This window comes from Streptococcus sp. SO4, from assembly GCF_030440055.1.
Lineage (GTDB): Bacteria > Bacillota > Bacilli > Lactobacillales > Streptococcaceae > Streptococcus > Streptococcus nidrosiense.
Window position 1 is genome coordinate 57063 of the sequence record NZ_JAQFJI010000009.1, and the last position, 19558, is coordinate 76620.

At 33.9% G+C, this 19558-nt stretch carries 15 protein-coding genes; 12 read left to right on the forward strand and 3 right to left on the reverse strand.

Features of this window, described 5'->3' with window-relative positions; genetic code table 11:
- Positions 1–39: 39 nt before the first annotated feature.
- Positions 40–378: a helix-turn-helix domain-containing protein gene (locus tag PCY08_RS06750; protein WP_025169343.1), complete on the reverse strand. Its 339-nt coding sequence runs from the start codon at positions 376–378 to the stop codon at positions 40–42.
- A gap of 132 nt (positions 379–510) precedes the next feature.
- Here PCY08_RS06750 and PCY08_RS06755 point away from each other — a divergent pair, with 132 nt between their 5' ends.
- From PCY08_RS06755 to PCY08_RS06770, 4 genes are all read left to right on the forward strand, one after another.
- Positions 511–3123, forward strand: coding sequence for an SEC10/PgrA surface exclusion domain-containing protein (locus tag PCY08_RS06755; RefSeq protein ID WP_301559867.1), 2613 nt, complete (start codon positions 511–513; stop codon positions 3121–3123).
- 299 nt (positions 3124–3422) lie between these two features.
- The gene (locus PCY08_RS06760) at positions 3423–5987 is read left to right on the forward strand and encodes a type I restriction-modification system subunit M (protein ID WP_301559868.1); all 2565 of its coding nucleotides are present in this window, start codon (positions 3423–3425) and stop codon (positions 5985–5987) included.
- Positions 5987–7228: a restriction endonuclease subunit S gene (locus PCY08_RS06765; RefSeq protein ID WP_301559869.1), complete on the forward strand. Its 1242-nt coding sequence runs from the start codon at positions 5987–5989 to the stop codon at positions 7226–7228. Before PCY08_RS06760 ends, PCY08_RS06765 begins: the two co-directional genes overlap by 1 nt.
- A gap of 33 nt (positions 7229–7261) precedes the next feature.
- The gene (locus PCY08_RS06770; RefSeq protein ID WP_301559870.1) at positions 7262–10387 is read left to right on the forward strand and encodes a type I restriction endonuclease subunit R; all 3126 of its coding nucleotides are present in this window, start codon (positions 7262–7264) and stop codon (positions 10385–10387) included.
- A gap of 83 nt (positions 10388–10470) precedes the next feature.
- On the opposite strand, the gene PCY08_RS06775 is transcribed toward PCY08_RS06770, so the two are convergent.
- Complete coding sequence (locus PCY08_RS06775; RefSeq protein ID WP_301559871.1) at positions 10471–11562, reverse strand: FRG domain-containing protein; 1092 nt, start codon at positions 11560–11562, stop codon at positions 10471–10473.
- Positions 11563–11837: 275 nt separating this feature from the next.
- On the opposite strand from PCY08_RS06775, the gene PCY08_RS06780 reads away from it, so the two are divergent.
- Genes PCY08_RS06780 through PCY08_RS06790 form a run of 3 tightly spaced genes read left to right on the forward strand, consistent with a single transcriptional unit; the run spans position 11838 to position 15043 of the window.
- Positions 11838–12515 (forward strand): hypothetical protein, encoded by a 678-nt coding sequence (locus tag PCY08_RS06780; RefSeq protein WP_301559872.1) that lies wholly within the window; start codon positions 11838–11840, stop codon positions 12513–12515.
- Between the two features lies 1 nt (position 12516).
- Entirely contained in the window at positions 12517–14124 is a 1608-nt protein-coding gene (locus PCY08_RS06785; RefSeq protein WP_301559873.1) for an AAA family ATPase, read from the forward strand.
- The gene (locus PCY08_RS06790) at positions 14108–15043 is read left to right on the forward strand and encodes a hypothetical protein (RefSeq protein WP_301559874.1); all 936 of its coding nucleotides are present in this window, start codon (positions 14108–14110) and stop codon (positions 15041–15043) included. Before PCY08_RS06785 ends, PCY08_RS06790 begins: the two co-directional genes overlap by 17 nt.
- Before the next feature lie 135 nt (positions 15044–15178).
- Here PCY08_RS06790 and PCY08_RS06795 read toward each other — a convergent pair whose 3' ends face one another.
- Complete coding sequence (locus tag PCY08_RS06795; RefSeq protein ID WP_301559875.1) at positions 15179–15610, reverse strand: sigma-70 family RNA polymerase sigma factor; 432 nt, start codon at positions 15608–15610, stop codon at positions 15179–15181.
- 890 nt (positions 15611–16500) lie between these two features.
- Between PCY08_RS06795 and PCY08_RS06800 the strand changes: the two genes are divergently transcribed.
- The 5 genes from PCY08_RS06800 (at position 16501) to PCY08_RS06820 (ending at position 19511) form a co-directional block, all read left to right on the forward strand.
- Entirely contained in the window at positions 16501–16815 is a 315-nt protein-coding gene (locus PCY08_RS06800; protein ID WP_153225144.1) for a hypothetical protein, read from the forward strand.
- Positions 16815–17891: a cell division protein FtsK gene (locus PCY08_RS06805; RefSeq protein WP_301559876.1), complete on the forward strand. Its 1077-nt coding sequence runs from the start codon at positions 16815–16817 to the stop codon at positions 17889–17891. The genes PCY08_RS06800 and PCY08_RS06805 overlap by 1 nt, the downstream gene beginning before the upstream one ends.
- A gap of 110 nt (positions 17892–18001) precedes the next feature.
- Positions 18002–18511, forward strand: a complete 510-nt coding sequence (locus tag PCY08_RS06810) for a hypothetical protein (RefSeq protein ID WP_367316846.1) — start codon at positions 18002–18004, stop codon at positions 18509–18511.
- Between the two features lie 161 nt (positions 18512–18672).
- A complete protein-coding gene (locus PCY08_RS06815) occupies positions 18673–19254 on the forward strand; it encodes a replication protein (RefSeq protein ID WP_301559878.1) in 582 nt (193 codons plus the stop codon).
- Positions 19251–19511: a MerR family transcriptional regulator gene (locus PCY08_RS06820; protein WP_301559879.1), complete on the forward strand. Its 261-nt coding sequence runs from the start codon at positions 19251–19253 to the stop codon at positions 19509–19511. Before PCY08_RS06815 ends, PCY08_RS06820 begins: the two co-directional genes overlap by 4 nt.
- The last annotated feature ends 47 nt before the right edge of the window (positions 19512–19558 follow it).

Genomic DNA, 19558 nt, shown 5'->3' on the forward strand with positions numbered 1-19558 from the left:
ACAACCATAAAACCCAACCAAAATTTATTTTGGCTGGGTTTATTTGATATTCTTTACAATCTCATTAAATGAAGATATAATTTTTCCTTGCTTATCTTTGGGTAATTTTGTTAAGTTTTCAAAAAGTACTTCTGAAGAATCTTCTCGATCTGATTCAAATGATTGTAGGTTGAAGAACTCCTCGACCGTTAGATTTAGGGCTTTGATTACGGATTCAAGAGTTTTTATCTTAAAATCATACTTCATGTTCTCTATATTTTGAATCGCTTTAACACCTAGGCCAGCGATTTCAGATAATTTTTCTTGACTTAATCCCTGTGCTTTTCTACACTCACGTATGCGAAATGCGATATGCTTTTGTAATTTATTATATTCCATGTTATCTACCATTTTACTATCTGTTTTCTCTAAAAATAAGTATAATAAACTATCCAAAAACGATAAAAGTATGGTAAAATAGTACTATAGTTTAATAAAATGCATAGGGCATTGTACAAAAGGAGTTTATAAATGTCAAAAGCTACGGAAAATAGTTATAGTACTGCTAAAAAATTGTATACGGGTACGGTTATTTCTGCCATCGCAGCAACTGCAAGTCTTGTCGGCACAATCGGAACTGCTCACGCAGACACAGTAGAGGTTCCATTGCCTACAACTGCTCAAACCGAACCAGCCTTGGTAGAGAAAGAAGCGCCTAAGAAAACTGAAGTGGAAGTTCCTACTAAGGAAGTCACTAAAGGACAAGTTGACGTGGCCAAGGATAAACTTGATAAATCTACCCAAGCAGTAGAAGATGCCCAAGCTAAGAAAAGCCAAGCGCAGACTGCAAAAGACCAAGCGCAGACTGAAGTAGATAATGCTCAATCTGAAGTAGGTAATGCTCAACAAGCCAAGGATAAAGCGACTCCAGAAAACATTGAAAAGCAAAAGCAATCAGTTGCTAGTGCTGAAAAAGGTAAAAATGACGCAGAAAAACAAAAGAATAATGCTGAAAATGACCTTACCAAAGCAAAAGAAGTTGTCGCAGACCAAGAAATTGTAGTTCATAAGTCTGAGAAAAAAGTAGCGGATGCTTTAAATGAGGTTAAAGATGCTCGGAACGATGTAGATAATGCCCAAGCTATTTTGGACGGTACAGGTCAAGCGAAAGTTGTCGAAGAAAAGGAAAACGCTGAGACTGCTCAAAAACAAGCACAGAAACAGGTGACGAATGCAGAGGAGGTATTGGAACAAGCTAAGTCAGACGACAAGAATCTTGAAGATGCGATTTCAAGCGTCCAAAACGAGTTGACAGAAGCTAGTAAGGTAGTAGAAAGCACAGAGTCTACACTGACTGATGCTACTAAAAAAGCTGACCAGACACAAACTGCTCTTGAAAAAGCACAGGATACCTTTACTGTGGCTGAAGCTAGCTATAAGTCTATTAACACTTTCCAAGTTACTGATGAATATGTTAACGCCTTGAAATCCTATGTAAATAATCCTTATGACATTTTGGATGAACGTGATAAGTGGAAAGAACATAGAGAGAAAGTAGAGTCTATCTTAAAATCGGTCAACCAAGAAAATTTGAATTTGAATAAATTCAAAGGAAATGTCAATGATAAAGCTATCAGTGTTGATGCCAATAACTTGACAACAGAGCAAATGACAGAGCTTTCTCTATTTGCGAGTGATCTACTTAACCAAATCCGTGAGCGCTTTGGAACACCTAGGACTGTTGTAACAAAAGGTATGCTTCAAGTTGCTGACGAAGTGACTGACGGTTACGTAGCTGATAATTGGGGATTCGGAAAAGGTCACGATAGTAAAGCAGTAAATAACGTTGCTCGTAAGTATGGATTGCCTACTTATGAGGATGATACTCAACAATACCTTGAAAACTTAAACAGTGTCAATAGTGGTGATGAAATTCATACCATGTATGATGCTAAAAAATGGGTTTATGAAAGTATTTCTGACTTGCTATTTAATGGTTGGGAGTGGATGCACGCTCAAAACCTAACAGGTGTATCTTCTGTTCGAGGTTCTACTAAAGAATATTTTGCTTTAGATATTTCTAAGAGTCTAGGACGTACAAGCGCACACTTCATATCAGTTTTTGATAATCAAGTTACTGGAAACAAGTTGGATAAGACTGAAGTACCTAACAATAATACAGCAGAAAGCATTGTAAAAGCCTATAATAATGCAAATTCTGCCTTATTAAATGCTCAGACTGTAAACTCTCAGGCACAACGTGAAAAAACAAGTGCTTCGCTTGCGAATATCAAGGCTAAAGGGGAGCAGGAAACAATTCAAAAACGATTGGATGCTCTTAAAGCTACACCTTTGAAAACGCCGACTGCTCAAAGCAAACTTGAACAAGCGCAAGATATCCTTGCTAATGCTAATACGCGCCTAAAAAATGCTAATAAGGCACTAGATGCTCTAACTGCTGATGTGAAGCTGAAACAAGAGAATCTTGATAAAGCTAAAGAAGTCCTTGCTCAAAAAGAACGTAACCTTACTAATGCTAAGAACAACCTAGCAACTGAACAAGATAAATTGGTTGAACTCAAAGCACTAGTACAGATTGCTGAAAACAATCTTGAACTTGCTAAAGAAAAAGTAGCACAAGCTAATAAGACGCTTGAACAAGCCAAGGCTGACCTTGAAAACTTGCTCAATGCAGAGCCTAACTTAGCTAAAGCTAAGGAAGTCCTTGCTCAAAAAGAAACTACTCTCAAAGAGAAAGTGACTGCCTTGAAAGAGGCACAAGCGAACCTTGACAAGTTGTTGAAAGAACAGAAAATCGACCAAGAGGCTTATGATAAATTCTTCGCCTTATATAGCGAGCAGGTAGAAGCTGAGCGTTTAGCTGACCTTGAAGCGCAAAAGAAAGCGATCCTTGAAGCAGGTAACACACCTATTGAAGTCTATGATGAAACTGGTAAACTTGTATCTTATCAAGTTAAACCTAAGACTGTTTCTCAATCACCTGCGTCCTATAATGGTGCATTGAATAAGAAACAGGAAAAATCATTGCCAAATACAGGTGAAAACTCAAGTGTTCTTGGATTGATTGGAGTTTCAATTATTAGTGCACTAGGTTTATCAGTAAATAAGCGAAAAAATAAATAAAAATAGTAAAGTAGTTCTAACCGTAAAATCGGTAAAACTCAGATATGTCATTTTAGCATTTCGTAAAAAAAGTGGACGCCTGTCCACTTTTTTTGTGAAACAAAATCAATCACAAAAATTGAGTTTGTTTTAAGCTTTTATCTTATCCAGTACAACAGACATAATTTTTAATTTTATGATATAATTCTATAGATAATATATAGTGAGTTTGGCCTATTATAAAGCCGATGGGTGCGATTTCAAATAATGAATGTCCTTACAGTTTTATTATTAGAAAGAAGTTTAAAAAGGGGAGTTACATGATTACATCAGAAGAAATTAAAGCACGTTTATGGAATGGTGCAAATGAATTACGTGGGTCCATGGATGCTAGTCGATATAAAGACTACATGTTGGGCCTTATGTTTTATAAATTTTTGAGTGACCAGACTCTGAAAACATTTGCGACAACCGCAGGAATTTCTAAGGAAGAAGATTGGTTTGAAGAATATAAAAATGCCCATCAAGAATATGGTACTGAACTAGAAAAAATGATTCAGGACATCTTGGGCTATTTTGTACGTCCTGAACATCTATATCAAACATGGGTCCAAGACATGAATGCTGGGAATTTTGAAGTTCAGAAAGTAACTGACAGTCTCAACCAATTCGAACGCAGCATTGCTGTTACCAATGGTTCTGATGATTTCAAAGGCCTTTTTTCAAGTTCAACGCTGGATTTAACAGATACAGCTCTTGGTAGCAACTTAAATGATCGTAATAAAAACATCCAAGCATTAATCCGTCTGTTTGAAGATTTGGATATGGTGACTCTTCAAAATGGAGATGTACTTGGGGATGCCTATGAGTACTTGATTGGCCAATTTGCCATGGAATCTGGTAAGAAGGCTGGAGAATTCTACACGCCACACCAAGTCAGTGAAGTTATGGCGCAGATTGTCGCGACAAATCAAAATATTACTTCTATCTATGACCCGACAGTCGGTTCAGGTTCTCTCTTGTTAACTGTAAAAAAACATTTATCAGAAGAACTACAGAAGAGTCTCAATTACTACGGACAAGAAAAGAATACCGCAACTTATAACTTGACTAGAATGAATCTCTTGCTTCATGGAGTTCGTCCAGAGAAAATGAGCATCAAAAATGGGGATACTCTTGGGCAAGACTGGCCGGAAGATCCGGAACGTCCAAATGAAGGAGTCCAGTTTGATGCAGTCGTTATGAATCCTCCATACTCTATTAAAAATTGGAACCGTGCTGGACTGAAACCAAGTGACCCACGTTTTGAAATTGCAGGTGTCCTACCTCCAGATTCAAAAGGAGATTTCGCCTTCCTCCTTCATGGGCTATATCATTTGTCTACCACAGGAACTATGGCCATTGTTTTACCACACGGTGTTCTTTTCCGTGGTTCTGCAGAAGGTGAAATTCGAAAACGTCTATTAGAGAAAAATCAGATTGATGCAGTTATTGGTTTACCAAGTAATCTCTTTACAAACACAGGGATTCCGGTTTGTATTATCATCTTGAAGAAAAACCGTGAATTAAACGAACCAGTTCTTTTCATCGATGCATCTCGTAACTTTATCAAAGTTGGGAAACAAAATGCCCTCCAAGAGAAAGACATTGCGAAAATTGTAGATGTTTACAAGAATCGTATCGAAGAAAAAGGCTATAGCCATTTAGCAAGTCGTCAGGAGTTGATTCAAAACGAGTTCAATATGAATATTCCTCGTTATGTGACAGCAATAGACGAAGAAATTCCTCATGATGTGGAGGCCCATCTACACGGTGGCATTCCAGAAAACAATATCAAGAGTTTAGTAGCCCTTCATCAGGTGGCTCCAGAACTACTGGGTCAGGCACTCACTGAGAAGCGCTCTGGTTACTTTGAATTGAATCAATCTATTGAAGAATTTTCTGAAGCAGTACTTTCTAGTCCAGTAGTGACAGAAGAAACAATGCAAGTAATCGCTTCTATCCAAGAATACTTAGAAGAATACTGGGCAAAATTACACCAATTGAATTCTGATATCACTCCTCGACAACTGAGAGAAGAGATGTTGGCTGCTATCAAAGACCGCTTATCAGAATTTAAACAATTGAGTATCTATGATGGCTACCAAATTGTGGCAGAGATTTGGACTAAGTACTTGTCTCATGATGTAGAGTTGATTGAGCAATTAGGTTTTTATGAGGCTGGTCGAACTCGTGAACCAAACATGGTTACCAAAGGAAAGAACAAGGAAAAAGTTCAAGACGGGTGGAATGGTGTTATCACTCCGAATGAACTAATCGCTAGTGAGTTTTATGGGGATGAGCTAGCTGATATCGAATGTCTCAAATCCCGTATTTCTGAAATTGATAGCGAGTTGAGTGAGCTGGTAGAAAATGCCAAGGTAGAAGACAGTGATGAATATAATGCTCTCTTTGACACTCTTAAAAAGAATGATGAAGGAGAAGCACAAGACAGTTTTGAAAGTAAACTAGTGAAAGCTGGCATGAAGGAAGCTGAGAAAGGCACAGTCGACTATGAACTTCTCAAGAAAGTAGATGACTTAACCAAAGAAAAATCAACTGTTAATAAAGCCATTAAAACAAAAGAACTTGAAATGAAAGAGTTAGTTGCAGAACGTATCACACAATTGACAGATGAAGAAGTAGATCAAGTTCTTTATAAAAAATGGTTTGGTTCAGTTCTTGACAAAGTTGAAGAATTAGTCCAATCCCCTCTCAAAGCTGAGATTGCGGTCCTAGAAGAACTCAATAAGCGTTACTCAGAAACTTTGAACAGTCTAGATGATGAAATTTCAAAACTTGAGAAAGAACTAGAAGCGATGATGAGTGAATTGGTGGTGCTTTAATGACAAACAGTAAAAATATACCAAAACGTCGTTTCCCTTACTTTGAAGGCGAGTGGGAACAGAAAGAATTTGGAAAAATGTGTCAAAGAATACAAACGGGAACAACTTTATTAGGATGTGAACAGGGTAAAGGAATTCCGTTACTAAAGATGGGAAATATTCAACGTGGTTATTGGGATTTTACAAAACTTGAAAGATTAAACCAAGAAATCGAATGTGAAAATATAATTAAATATGGTGATTTTCTTTTTAACACTCGAAACACTCTTGAACTTGTGGGTAAAGGAGCAACTTGGTTTATTAAGGAAGGATTGTATGGTTTTAATAGCAACCTAGCTAGAGTTACTCTTGATGATGTGGATACAATTTTTTTCAATTACTTATACAATATCCCAGAGAGTATTCAGCAAGTTAAATCTAGAGCTGTTGGAACGACCAGTGTTGCAGCAATCTATCCAAAAGATATGTCAACAATCAAATTTCAACTTCCAACAATTAATGAGCAGAAGAAACTTGGAAATTTCTTCCAAACTATCGACTCTCTTATCAGCCTCCATCAGCATAAACTTGATAAACTGAAAAATCTCAAGAAAGCTTATCTTGCTGAACTCTTTCCGGCTGAGGGAGAACGAGTACCAAAACGTCGCTTCCCTGGTTTTGAAGGGGAATGGGAAGAGAAGAAGTTAGGAGATGTAGGAAAAACATTTACAGGTTTATCAGGAAAATCAAAAGTGGACTTTGGTCATGGTAATGGGATGTATGTGACCTATCTAAATATCTATTCAAATGAAATTGCAGATTTGAGAGGTCTTGATAAAATTGAAATTGATGACAGACAGACGGAAGTTAAATATGGAGATGTATTTTTTACTACTTCTTCAGAAACACCTGAAGAAGTAGGATTATCGTCTGTATGGAAGTATGATCTATCAAATGTATATTTGAATAGTTTCTGCTTTGGATTCCGTCCTAACGTTAAATTTGATATTGATTTCTTAGCTTATTTACTAAGGTCTCCGGCATTTCGTGCTGGCATGAAATTACTTGCACAAGGTATTTCAAGATACAATATTTCTAAAAATAGAGTACTAGAATTAAATGTTTTATTTCCAACATTGAAAGAACAAGAAAAAATAGGAAAGCAACTAAGTTTATTAGATAATTCTATCTCTCTCCAACAACAAAAACTCGATAAATTAAAAGATTTGAAAAAAGCATACTTGAATGAACTCTTTGTCTAAGGGAATTAGAGATTATTCTAGAAAGGAAACCCTATGGGTCGTACAAATAAAGACGCCTCTGAGAGACATTTTCAGGATGAATTTGTCAAAGAATTAACCAAATTCAGATGGCAAGCTCCAGATAAACTGAATGGTAATCTTCACAAAGTGACTGTTCAAGATTTGATTGATAACTGGAGAAGTGAACTCAATCGTATTAATGCCGATGTCCTAGAAGGTGTCGCACTGACTGATAGCGAATTTGAACAAGTCTTATCAAAAGTCAATCAGATTTCAAACAGTTATGAAGCTGCAAAAATCCTATCCATCGAAGGTTCAACCGGGAAGATTGATGGTATTTATCGAGATTCTCATCCAGATGTTACTCGTAAACAAATCACACTGACCATCTTGAAAAAAGCACAGGTCAGTGGTGGAGATTCGAACTACCAGATTGCTCGCGAAGTATCAACCCCTAACAGCAATCGTTTTGACTTGGTGCTTCTCATTAACGGTTTGCCTCTGATTAATATTGAACAAAAAAGAAGTGACAAGAGCTTAGACGAAGCTTTCGGTCAGTTCAAACGTTATTACGCAGATGGAGAATATACCAATAACTTCATGGCCTTCTCTCAGATGATGGTCGTGACAACAGACATTGAAACTCGTTATTTTGCGACGCCTAAATCCATCAATGATTTCAATCCTGCTTTCGTTTTTCATTGGTCAGTAACCCAAAAAGGTCAAGAAAATGGGAAGCACTTGGGGCAACGTGTATTAACGGATTATAGAGAAGTTATCGAACATTTCTTGATGGTTCCAATGGCCCATCAGATGGTGGGAGATTATCTTATCATCGATGAAGATCCAGATAATGAAGAAAATCGTCGCCATATGTTGATGCGTCCCTATCAGGTCTATGCTTTGCAGGCAGTTGAGAAAGCAGCATTTGGTTGGGATAATCCAGATAAGATTCCGCATGGTGGTTTTGTCTGGCATACAACAGGTTCAGGAAAGACCATTACCAGCTTTAAAACGGCTCAGTTTCTCGCAACCCGTACAGAGTTTGATAAAGTGGTATTCTTGCTAGATAGACGGGATCTAGACGAACAAACTTCAAAGGCCTTCAAAGCTTATTCCGTTTATGAATCTGTAGATGTTGATGGGACAAAGAGTACATACCAATTGAGAAAACAACTCACTTCTCCTAAGAGTGGGATTGTAGTAACGACTACCTTCAAACTGAACATTTTGGTAAATGAGTTGATTGAAGCACAGGACCATCAACTTTCAGATAAAAAAATTGTCTTTATTATCGATGAAGCCCATCGGACTACCATGGGAGATATGATGGGGACCATTAAAGATTATTTCTTTAAAAACAGCTTATTCTTTGGTTTTACAGGAACTCCTTTGTTTGATGAAAACAAGGTGAAGGGTAAAATCAATGAGCGTAGTGAAGTTATCAATACAACCGAGAAGCTGTTCGGTCCACTTTTACACCAATATACAATTGATGAAGCTATTGCAGATGGAAATGTTCTAGGTTTCCATGTTGACTACATCAATACAGGTGAGTTTAGAAGCTATGAAGATCTCCGTGAGCAACTGATTGAAATTTTAGTTGAAGAATATCCAAGTAAAGGACAAAGAGAGATTGAACGACAAGTTCATCAATGGACTGAACTGGAAGTAGAAAAGAACGCAGTTAAAGAAGGTCTATTATTTTACCAAGATAAGTATCATGTTCCAAAAGTGGTAGAAGAAATCCTTGCCGGCTGGGAATCGCAATCTCAACAGGGAGAATTCAATGCGATCTTAACGGTTGCTTATAAAGAACGTGTAATTCATTATTACCACGAATTTAAAAAACAAATCGCAGAAAGATTCCAGGAAGGTGATGCGAAACCTAATATTGCAATGACTTTTAGTTTTGGGAACGAAAATGACCCCGACAATGTTGCTAGCGAAATTGTGGAGGAAATGTTTGAGGATTATGCAGGAATTACTGGTATTAAGTTCCTAGTTGGTGATAGAGTTCGTGGTGAGAATGCCTATTTTGAAGATATTACTGCTCGTGCGAAACGAGGAGGAAGTGGTAGAAATCCTAAAAATATCGATATTTTAATTGTCGCAGACCAACTACTGACGGGATACGATGCCAAACGCTTAAATACCCTTTATGTGGATAGAACACTAGAGCTTCAAGGTTTGATTCAAGCATACTCTCGTACAAATCGTGTATTTGGTTCCACTAAAGAGTTTGGAACGATTATCAATTTCCAATTTCCTAGAATCACAGAATCTCTTGTAAATGATGCTCTTCGCTTGTATGGAAGTGGTGGGAAAAATAGTAGGGTTCTGGTTAAGAAATATTCTGATGCAGTTATTGAATTGGCTGATAAATTCGCCTATTTAAAAGCAGAGTTAGAAGATCCAACAAATTGGGTTTCTATTAGAGATGATGAGGGGAAAAAGGCACTCTTTAAAAAAGCATTCATCGAAGCAGCAACCCAGTTAGGCAAAGTAAAACAATATTATGAGTTTTCTTGGGATGATGATACCTTTGGGATGACAGAGCATACATGGTTACAGTATGTAGGTGCTTATAAAAATCTATTTCCTAAAGAACCTAAACCACCTGGAATATTAATCAATAATATAGTTGGAAAAACAAAAATTCAAGGAACACAGGTTATTGATGCTCAAAGTATTTTTACGCTAATTGATAAGCAGACATCAAGTAAGGATGGAGTGCTAGTTATCAATGATAATAACCTAATCTTGATATTGGAACAAATACAAGAACTTAGTAATTTAGGTGAAAACAACCTTGCCGAATCTCTTAAAACCTTTATTGATGAAGAATTACGTCCAGGGCATTTATCTGCAGACACAGACTTTGACACAGCCTTTAATGCATGGCAGGAAAATAGACAAATGAATATTGTCAAAGAATTTGCGAAAGAATGGGGACTAGATAGTCTACTACTTGCCAAATCGCTAAAAGCTTATGACTTGAAGAAACAAGATGAAATTCCATTCCGTGAAGACATCGTAAAAACACTCGATGCAACTAAAGCAACAAATCAATTTGCAGGAAACAAACTTAAACTTAACATGGAACTAAACAAAGTTCTTCCAAGTTGGATGCAAGACGTGAAGATGAAGTATGAGTAAAAAGAAAAGAGATCAAAATTTATCTTGATCTCTTTTAAATTATAATATGGTGTAAAGTAAGAAGTAAATATAATTGTTTTTACTTAATTATCATTATTTAAAATATTTAATAAGGCTTTTGACTGATGTTCAATATCTGGATAGACAAAACCTTCAGTAATTCCAAGAAGTTCTAACTCTCTCCGAATCTCTTCTTTGTTGGCAGGATCAATTTTAATGACAGAAAATGAAGTATAGTCCTCCAAGGATACTTCTTTTTTTAATTTTTTTGGTGTAAATAGAGTTACAGATAGTTTATCTATTGATTCAGAGATTTCCTGTTTTATGTTATCGTGGTCTTTTTTAAATGTGTTTACAAATCGTGGGTAAATAAATGCTCCCTGTTGTTGTCGGATTCTATCAGTCGTCTTTGATGGAATAACTATATGAGCCCTTTGTAAGTCGTTATATATTTTAACAGGGAAGTTCAATCTTTCTCTAACTCTAGCTCTTTGATTTAATAGCTCCATAAATTCTCTTATTTGTTCAGGGTAATTTTGTGTAACAAAACTAGAATTTCTATAATAATATGAAAACTCAATATCTTTAATGTTATCTACGGTTATCAATTCAATATCCTTATGATGATAATTATTTTTATTATTTCTTATAAGATTTTCAATTGCCGTAAAAAAATTATTAATAATATTTTGAGGCATAAAATTTAGTGCAGATTTAATAGCTATAGTATGACCTGTATCAAACTTTTCATTAAGTTTATCAGAATAAATATAGACATAACCAGGTTTATCATTGTCTTTTTCAACAGCGAAGTACAGAGCAATTAATGGATTTTTTGTGATATCAAGCATTCTTGTTTTAGCACCATAGTGTTGTAATTCGGAAATCAATCTTACTAATGAAGTGTTCTCTTGATAATCATCTCTTCCCAGCTCGTTGAGAAGTACTCTGTAGTAGTATTCACTTCCATTGGTTGTTAAATTTTTTTGAAGATAAAGAGAAGGAGTACGGAATTCATAGTAGGAACTTTCGCCTCTGAAATACAAATTGTGTTTTTTATTTAAGTTATTTTGATAGTTATTAAATTCAATATGCTCATAATTAAATAGATCTTTCAAGATAGTATTCACGCTTTTACGGGTAATAGTATTTTTTGTTTCTTTTGGATTATTCATATTTAAAAACCTTTCGAATAATATTCGTCCTATTATATAGCGTATCTATATTAACATTATACCACAGTTGGATATTTCTTTTCAAGAGGTAACGAATATATACTACTTTTGGAAAATAATATTATACTTATTTTTCAGGGAAAACAGAAATTGTTTAAAACCAATAGTGTATATTATGATATAATTCATATAAAGGCTTTATTTAATTTAAAAAGCAAATATGTAACTTTTAAGTAACAATAGTTCCTATTATTATATAATGAACGAGGTATATGATGTTAAAAGGAAATGTTTTTGTGATGGCTGGTGGAGATGGTGTAACAACACCTTATCTTAATACAATCGAAAAGAAGGTTCATAAATCTACTATTGTTTCCATTCTAGAAACTGAAAATGAATGCAATGACATAAAAGAAATTCAAGAATCTGAAGAAGAATCATTCTCTATTTGGGGGTATAGTGATAGAGATAAACATTTAAAAGGAAATCCACCTAAATCGGGAGATATTATATTTATAACGAAAAATAATGCTGCAATTTATCTAGCTACTGTTTTTAAGGTAATCGAAGCTAAAGGGTTAGACTTTATATGGGCAGGTCGACAAAGTTGGAAGTATAAACTAATACTTAAGAACGTAATTCGAATTTTCATCCCATATCCGGTAGGAGTGGATATTGAGAAATGGTGTGAAATGCATTCTTTTGCACCCAGTTTGTCAAAAATTCAAAATATTAATAAAATTTATAAAGATAGTAAAATAGGATTTAGACATATTATTGGAAAGCAATTGAAAACAGGGCCCATTCAAGGTGCCTTAAAAATAGAAATTCCAGAATATGATAAAACGGAAGAGGAAAAGGAAATGAAAATGAGAGATATCGAAATAGTTCTCAGCAGATTAGATGCTTATTGTGGATTAACGCACTTTGAATGTATAGTAAAGGAAGTTTGAAATGGTAAATAATACTGGAAATTTTAATTACAGACTAAATTATTCTAATGAAATTGAATCTGTACACTGTGTAGTTGGTGAAAACGGTTCGGGAAAAACAAGGTTGATAAATTCTTTATTAGAAAAAAATAAGAATTCACTGGCAAAATTCTATAAGGATTACAAGGATGTATTAGGGTATTCTTTCGTTAAGTATTCTGCTTCTATAGAGTTGAATAAATTACAAGCTACTTCTAGTGACTCTATTGATATTTCTACTTCCGCATATTTAAATACAATGGACCTCGTAAACTTGAATCGTGAAGATTCGATCAAACAAGTCAAAGTAGTTATTGATTATTATAAAGAGGGAAATAAAAATACGAAATGGCAAAATCTAATTGAGCTATCGGATAAAAAAGTGTTTCTTAGGTTAAATCAAATAGGTGAAGGGATAAATTCATATGATAAACATTACTTAACAGGTAATCCATTAAATGAAGAATGGGAAAGTAAACTAAAAGAAATAATAAAATGTGTAAATAAAGAAAAGAAAATAATAAAAGTATTATTAAGAAAATTTTTTTCAGTAATTAGTGAATATATTTTCTCAGAATTGAATCATGAACAAATCATCTATTTGATGAGCGAAATAGATACTAAAACTATACAACCGACTGATCGTTTCTATGATAGTTTAGATGATTTTTTAAACAATAATGCGAAAAAAAAGATCTCTAAGATAAAAGATTTTTTTAAAGATTTAAGTAATATTAGTAGTAATGTTGGGAAAGGTTTTGTATTTATTGAGGAGAATGATAGAAAGTTTTTAGAAGAAATCTTAAAAATTTTAAATAAAAAAGCGTCAAATAATTGGATTTCGAAAGAAGTATTTTCTGTACTGGAATTTGAATGGTCTGGACTCAGTTCTGGTGAGTTAGCTTTACTTAATTTACTTGGACGCTTAAATAGTATAAAAAGTGATCTAAATAGTAATAAAGTGTTAGTACTACTTGATGAAGTTGATCTAGGGCTACATCCTGAGTGGCAAAGAAACTGGGTAAACAGTGTTCTACCTATTATTGGTAAAATTATGAAAAAAAGGAATGGTGTAGTTCGAATAATATTATCAACACATTCACCAATAATTCTTTCAGACTTTCTGGCAGAGGATGTAATATATTTACCAGAAAACAATAATAAACATGATAATTCTACTAATGAATTTAAGACTTTCGGCCATAATATTTATAGTTTATTTAAGAATTCATTTTTCTTAGAGGCTCCTAAAGGTGCTTTTTCACAACAAGTTATTGAAGACTTATTGAAAATATTTAGGAGTTGCTCAAATGAAGAAATGATTCGACGAAATAAAACATATAAAGCATTTATTAAGAGGTATAGAATAGATTTTAATAAAGATACACCGGCTCAAGATATTCGCGAGTTTTTTGAAAAATTAGTAGATATGATTGGTGAAGATATTATTCGTAATCATTTGAAAATTCAGCTTGAAAGTATAAATTGGGATAAAGAAGAACAACAAATTTTAGAGTACGAAAGAAAGATCAAGATGTATCAAGAAAAAATAAAAGAACTTCAAGAAGGAAAAAATGATAAAAATAAATAGTTTTTATAATCAACAAGAATTAGATAGATATTATGATTTTGTTTTAAAAAAGAAGCCGTCGATTGTTAAAACTAATGGTAAGGGTACGGCTATGGTAACTTTATTAAATAAACTTCCGAAGAAAAATTCTCAAAAAATAAAAATTAAGGACGTTTATGAACTACTTACTATGGATTTTACAAAATTAAAAAGTTTTTGCGATTCTTTAGCCACAGACAATAAGAGATATAAAAAACTTATAAAGCAAAGTGAAAAAGATTTGAGAATTTATAAAAGTTATTATTCTGGAATTTTTCATTTAATAGATGAAACTATTGGGATTAGAAATAATATGATTTTAGTCAAAAATCTTGATGTAACCGTATGTCCCTATTGTAATAGAAATTATATTAATTCTAGAAAGAATTATCTAGGTGCTAATTTCGACCATTACTATGATAAAGATAAATATCCATTCTTTGCTTTAACTCTTAGCAATCTAATTCCTTGTTGTGACACATGTAATAGAATAAAAGGTACTCAAACTTATAAATTTTGCCCATTTGATCTTAAAAGTAAAGAAGAAATTTTATTCAAAGTTTCTCCAATTGGAAACTCATCAAGAATAAAATTATATTTTGACTCAGTGCAACAAAACAATAATATTTTAGAGTTGGAAGAAGCTTACCAAATACATCAAGTTGATGTTGATAATATGTTTAGCAGGGAGCAAGAGTATTGTAAAGAATATCGTAAAAGTCTAGAGGAACTGTTAGAAACTGAAAATTCAAAGATTGATATCACAGATAGTTTTTTTGATGCTATGATATACGGAGAAATTGCTAGTCCTAGTTTTAATAATTATTTGAAGATTTCACTTGCAAAGCTAAAAAAAGATACCTATAACTATATTGTCGAATTACGAAGAAATGAACGATAGTCTGATATAAGTTCCATCACTATTCATCTTGATAAAATAATAAGGAAAAACACTGTGATGCAAAAATATCACAGTGTTTTTTGTTTAAATTGTTAAAATTATATATGAAGCAGAATATTGTTTAAGAAAAATATTCTAAAATCTCCAGTCATTTAATTCTTCTTGAAGTTTAAACCTAATCTTCTCAAATCTAGCTTTAGCTGTTTTATCACTGACACCAAGTTCAGTAGCCAATTGTCTAAATGACTTATTCTCCTCAACTCGATCTATAAAAAGCTTATATTCGCAAGGGTTTAAGTTGTTTAATACGTTATATAATATTGATTTTCTCTCTCTTTCAATTAAATTATCCAATGGATTAGGAATGCTATTTGGAATTATGTCTATTAATTCAGTGTATTTTCCATCATATGAAACGATTTTATTCAGACTAGTTAAGTGATAACGTGAATCCTGTCTAAGCGAGTTTTCGAATTCTTGATCCAGAAGTTTTAGTACTGTACTCCAGTCGTTTTGCTTTTTTGCTTTAAGTATTTTTTCTTCTCTTTTATTAATAATTTTTGACATTTTCTTGTCCTTCTCATAGGTGACTTGGAACGACGAAAAGAAACAAGAAAACATTGGCCTTATACACCGACGGAGGAACAATGAATTTTACATGTTTCAATCCGTCTTCAATAAGGGGTTAAAATTAAAATAATAGTGCATGAATATCTTAATCTTCTTTCATAGCTATAAATCTCCTTTCTTCAAACGGTATTGATCATTAAAATTAGACGCAAAAAAAGGCCAACAATAATATTTGTTAGCCTTTTTTTCCAATTTCATTGAAGATTTGAGAGCGCACTAAAAACACATCCAATAGCGATTTTTAACAATTGGTTGTTGTTTTATATATGCATATTATAATTGTAATAACTCTTAAAATCTTCTCTGATTTTCCTCCAGCTCTATTCGATAGAGCTATATCTTTTGAAATTCCTACTACTCTATTGCTAGAGCTTTCACTGTAAGCATATAATCTAAAAATTATATACAAAAAGACCGATAATCTGTTCTTATCGGTCTTTTTTCCTTACTTATAGAAACATAAAAGAGGGTACACAAAAAACACATCTAACAGTCATTTTTTTGGCTGAGATTTAGTAATTTTGGGGCACAATACAACAATTAACTAGCTGTAATAGCTCTCTATATATTTCTATATTTCCTCCTGCCCTAGGTGGAAGAAGCCTAGGGTTTCTTATAGATTCATTATATCAAAACTAATAAGAATTGCAATATAAAACAGTTGCAAGTTTGATGAAGTCAAAAAAAATTAAAAAAATTTTTTCTAAAAATCTCCGTATTTTGTTAGAAATTGTCCCTATAGATAAGGAGGTGGTTGCTATGATTGTTTAATAAAATAAATCGAAGAATATAACTGGAGTACGATAAATAAGAAAGAGGTAAATCACATGAAAACAAAAAATCGTAAAAATGGCTATTCAGCTAATACTGCAAAACAATATGTTGATCAAAAACAAGCAATCCACTGCTTGAGTACTGAATTTGAAGCGCAAATTAAGTTTGAAGATGGGCAGCCTACTGGCGAAATCATCGGGCACAAGGCATGGTTCTCTCAGAAAGGGTTACCACCGTTCCAGGTGAAGTTTGAATCTGAAGTAACTCTTCCATCGTATCTAGCGATGGTAGACTTTGATGGATTAGAAGCCTGTGAAGTCGGCTACAATGTCTATTTCCGTGCGAATAACATCAAAGAGGTCAAATAATGACTACTAAAGAGCTTGCTCAATACTTGCTCCAAGCCCTGAATATGGGGCTTGGGAGCATCATGCAAGGAGAAACTAGTTATACTAATAGTTTTGATATCAAAATCATGAAAGATGGTTTTCTATTTATTCCACGATTGCCAGCTGGGTACATCATTGATGATGATCTTTATCAGAAGATTTTTCTAATCGCCAATGCAGCTCTCTTTCCAAGGTATACGGTATTAAAACAGAACTCTGCTTACTTTCTTGCCCTTGAAACAGATGATATTCATGTTCAAAGAGGTCTGTTTTTCCCTTGGAAAATCGGAATTTCAGAAAGAATTGTAATTTCAGATTTAGAACAGTTTGTTTTGAAGCAAGAAAATAACACAATACCAATAATGAAAAATCTAATTCTAGATTTTAACAAAGTAACTTCTATAGCAATCGCAGGAAATAGTGGTTCAGGAAAATCTTACGCTCTGACTTACTTTCTGAGTTTATTGAAAAACTTCTCGGATTTAATCATTGTCGATCCCAAATTTGATACACCATCAAGGTGGGCTCGTGAAAATGGTATTGCAGTCATACATCCTCAGCGCAATCGTTCAAAGTCAGATTTTGTATCGGAGATAAATGAAAATCTTAGCTCGTGTTTAAATCTCATCCAAGTACGTCAGGAAATTCTCTATGAAAATTCTGAAGAAGAATTTAAGCATTTAACCATTGTTATAGATGAGGTTTTGGCTCTTTCAGAAGGTGTTAACAAAACGATTAAGGATTCTTTCTTTTCGCTCTTATCTCAAGTTGCGCTTCTTGGACGTGCGACTCGAGTTCATCTTCTATTAGTTAGTCAACGTTTTGATCACAACACAATCCCGGTTTCCGTTCGAGAACAACTAAATGTATTGATTCAAATCGGAAATATTAATAAGAAGACAACACAATTTCTATTCCCAGATTTGGATCCAGAGGGGATAGTCATACCAGTTGGAAAAGGTACAGGCTTGATTCAAATCATTGATAATGAGCAACCTTATCAAGTTTTACCATTATTATGTCCAACTTACTACACTAAGAAAGGTATTTTATGAATGTCAAAAAGAATTTCTTTCAGAGAACGTTTAATATTACAGTGACGCTACTTATGTATGGCTTGTTTTTCCTTTGCTTGACAATTGGTCTTAGATTGCTACAGGATTTGATGGCAAATGTACAAAGCACATACTTATCTCATCTGTTTGAGATGATGAAGCAATGGGCTAGTAAAGGTGAGTACTATACAAAAACTCTAGCAATTGTATTGCCATTAATTGCAGCATTTCTCATCATAATTGAGTTAATTCTACGATTGCTTTATGACACACCTATCAACTATTTTAAGTCCGCACATCAAACGATTCGACTAGCACAGTTTTTACGACAAGACGAGAATTCTCAACTAGCCTTTTCAATTGAAAACTCTTCTACTGTGATAAGGTTCAATCCCATTTTAAGAAAATTCAATAGAGCAACATCTAAGTGTGTTGTTGACGTAAGAAAAGATTCTGTAACGATTGTGATTAAGTATCCGAAAACTCAACAGGCTCAGAAACTTCTGAGAAACATGGAATCCTATATCAAAGAAGAAATTTCTAGTCGCAATCCAGACTATTATTTTTCTGCACCAGACAGGCAAGGAAATAAGCTCTGGTTTAAATCTACAAAAAGATAATAAATTGGCAGTGCTTGGTTCACGTAGTGAAGACCAGAAGTACTGCCTTGTCATGAAATCTAATTGGCAGATACACTGGGACTACTACGACTCCCAGTGTATCAGTAATCAATAATAACATGAATTGCAAAAAAATTAATGCTAATTGAAAGGTGGTATTCGTGGCTAAAGATAAACGTTCCAATAAATGGGCATTTCTGATTTATCAAGAAAGTGCACCGGAAAATTATTTAGATATTCTTGAAGAGATGCATATTCCATTCGTATTGAGTCCATGGCACGACAAAGACATTAACAAAGAAACTGGAGAATTTAAAAAAGCGCATAAGCACGGGGTCCTATTTTTCGAATCACTTAAAAGTTATACTCAGGTATCAGCATTACTAACTGAAAAGCTTAACACACCTTCGCATGTAGAGATAGTCATGTCTCCAAAAGGTATGTACGATTATTTTATACACGCTGAAAATCCTGATAAAACACTCTACAATATCGACGAAATAGAGTCAGGTTGTGGTTTTGAATTAGATCAATTTCTAATTATTAATAATAACGATCAATTTCTTTCAACTGTGATTGATATCATCGAAGAACACAACTTTATTGAGTTTAACAATCTTGTTAGATATGCACGAGTTGAGAATCCTTTGCTTTTAAATATAATCATTAATAAAACATATTTCTTCGCAAAATATCTCGATTCACGTAGACACTCAAGTCATAAAAAGGAGAGTGAAGAATGACGAATAATGAACTCATAAAATTGAATCAGATCGAACAGATTTTGAATTGTTTGCTTGCTTTGATGCAGAAACAAGAAAATACTCAAAAGAATGCAAGTATACTTACTCAGAAAGAACTACTCTCGATACTTAAGATTTCACCAAACACATTGAAATCGTGGGAGAAGACAGGACTTAAGCGTCTAGAACCACCGATTGAGGGTACTCGAACTGTCTACTATAGAATGGAGGATGTGCTGATCTATTTAACTCCTTAATTCTAAAAAATGTGCTAAAATAGTAATATCACATAGAATAATGTGAG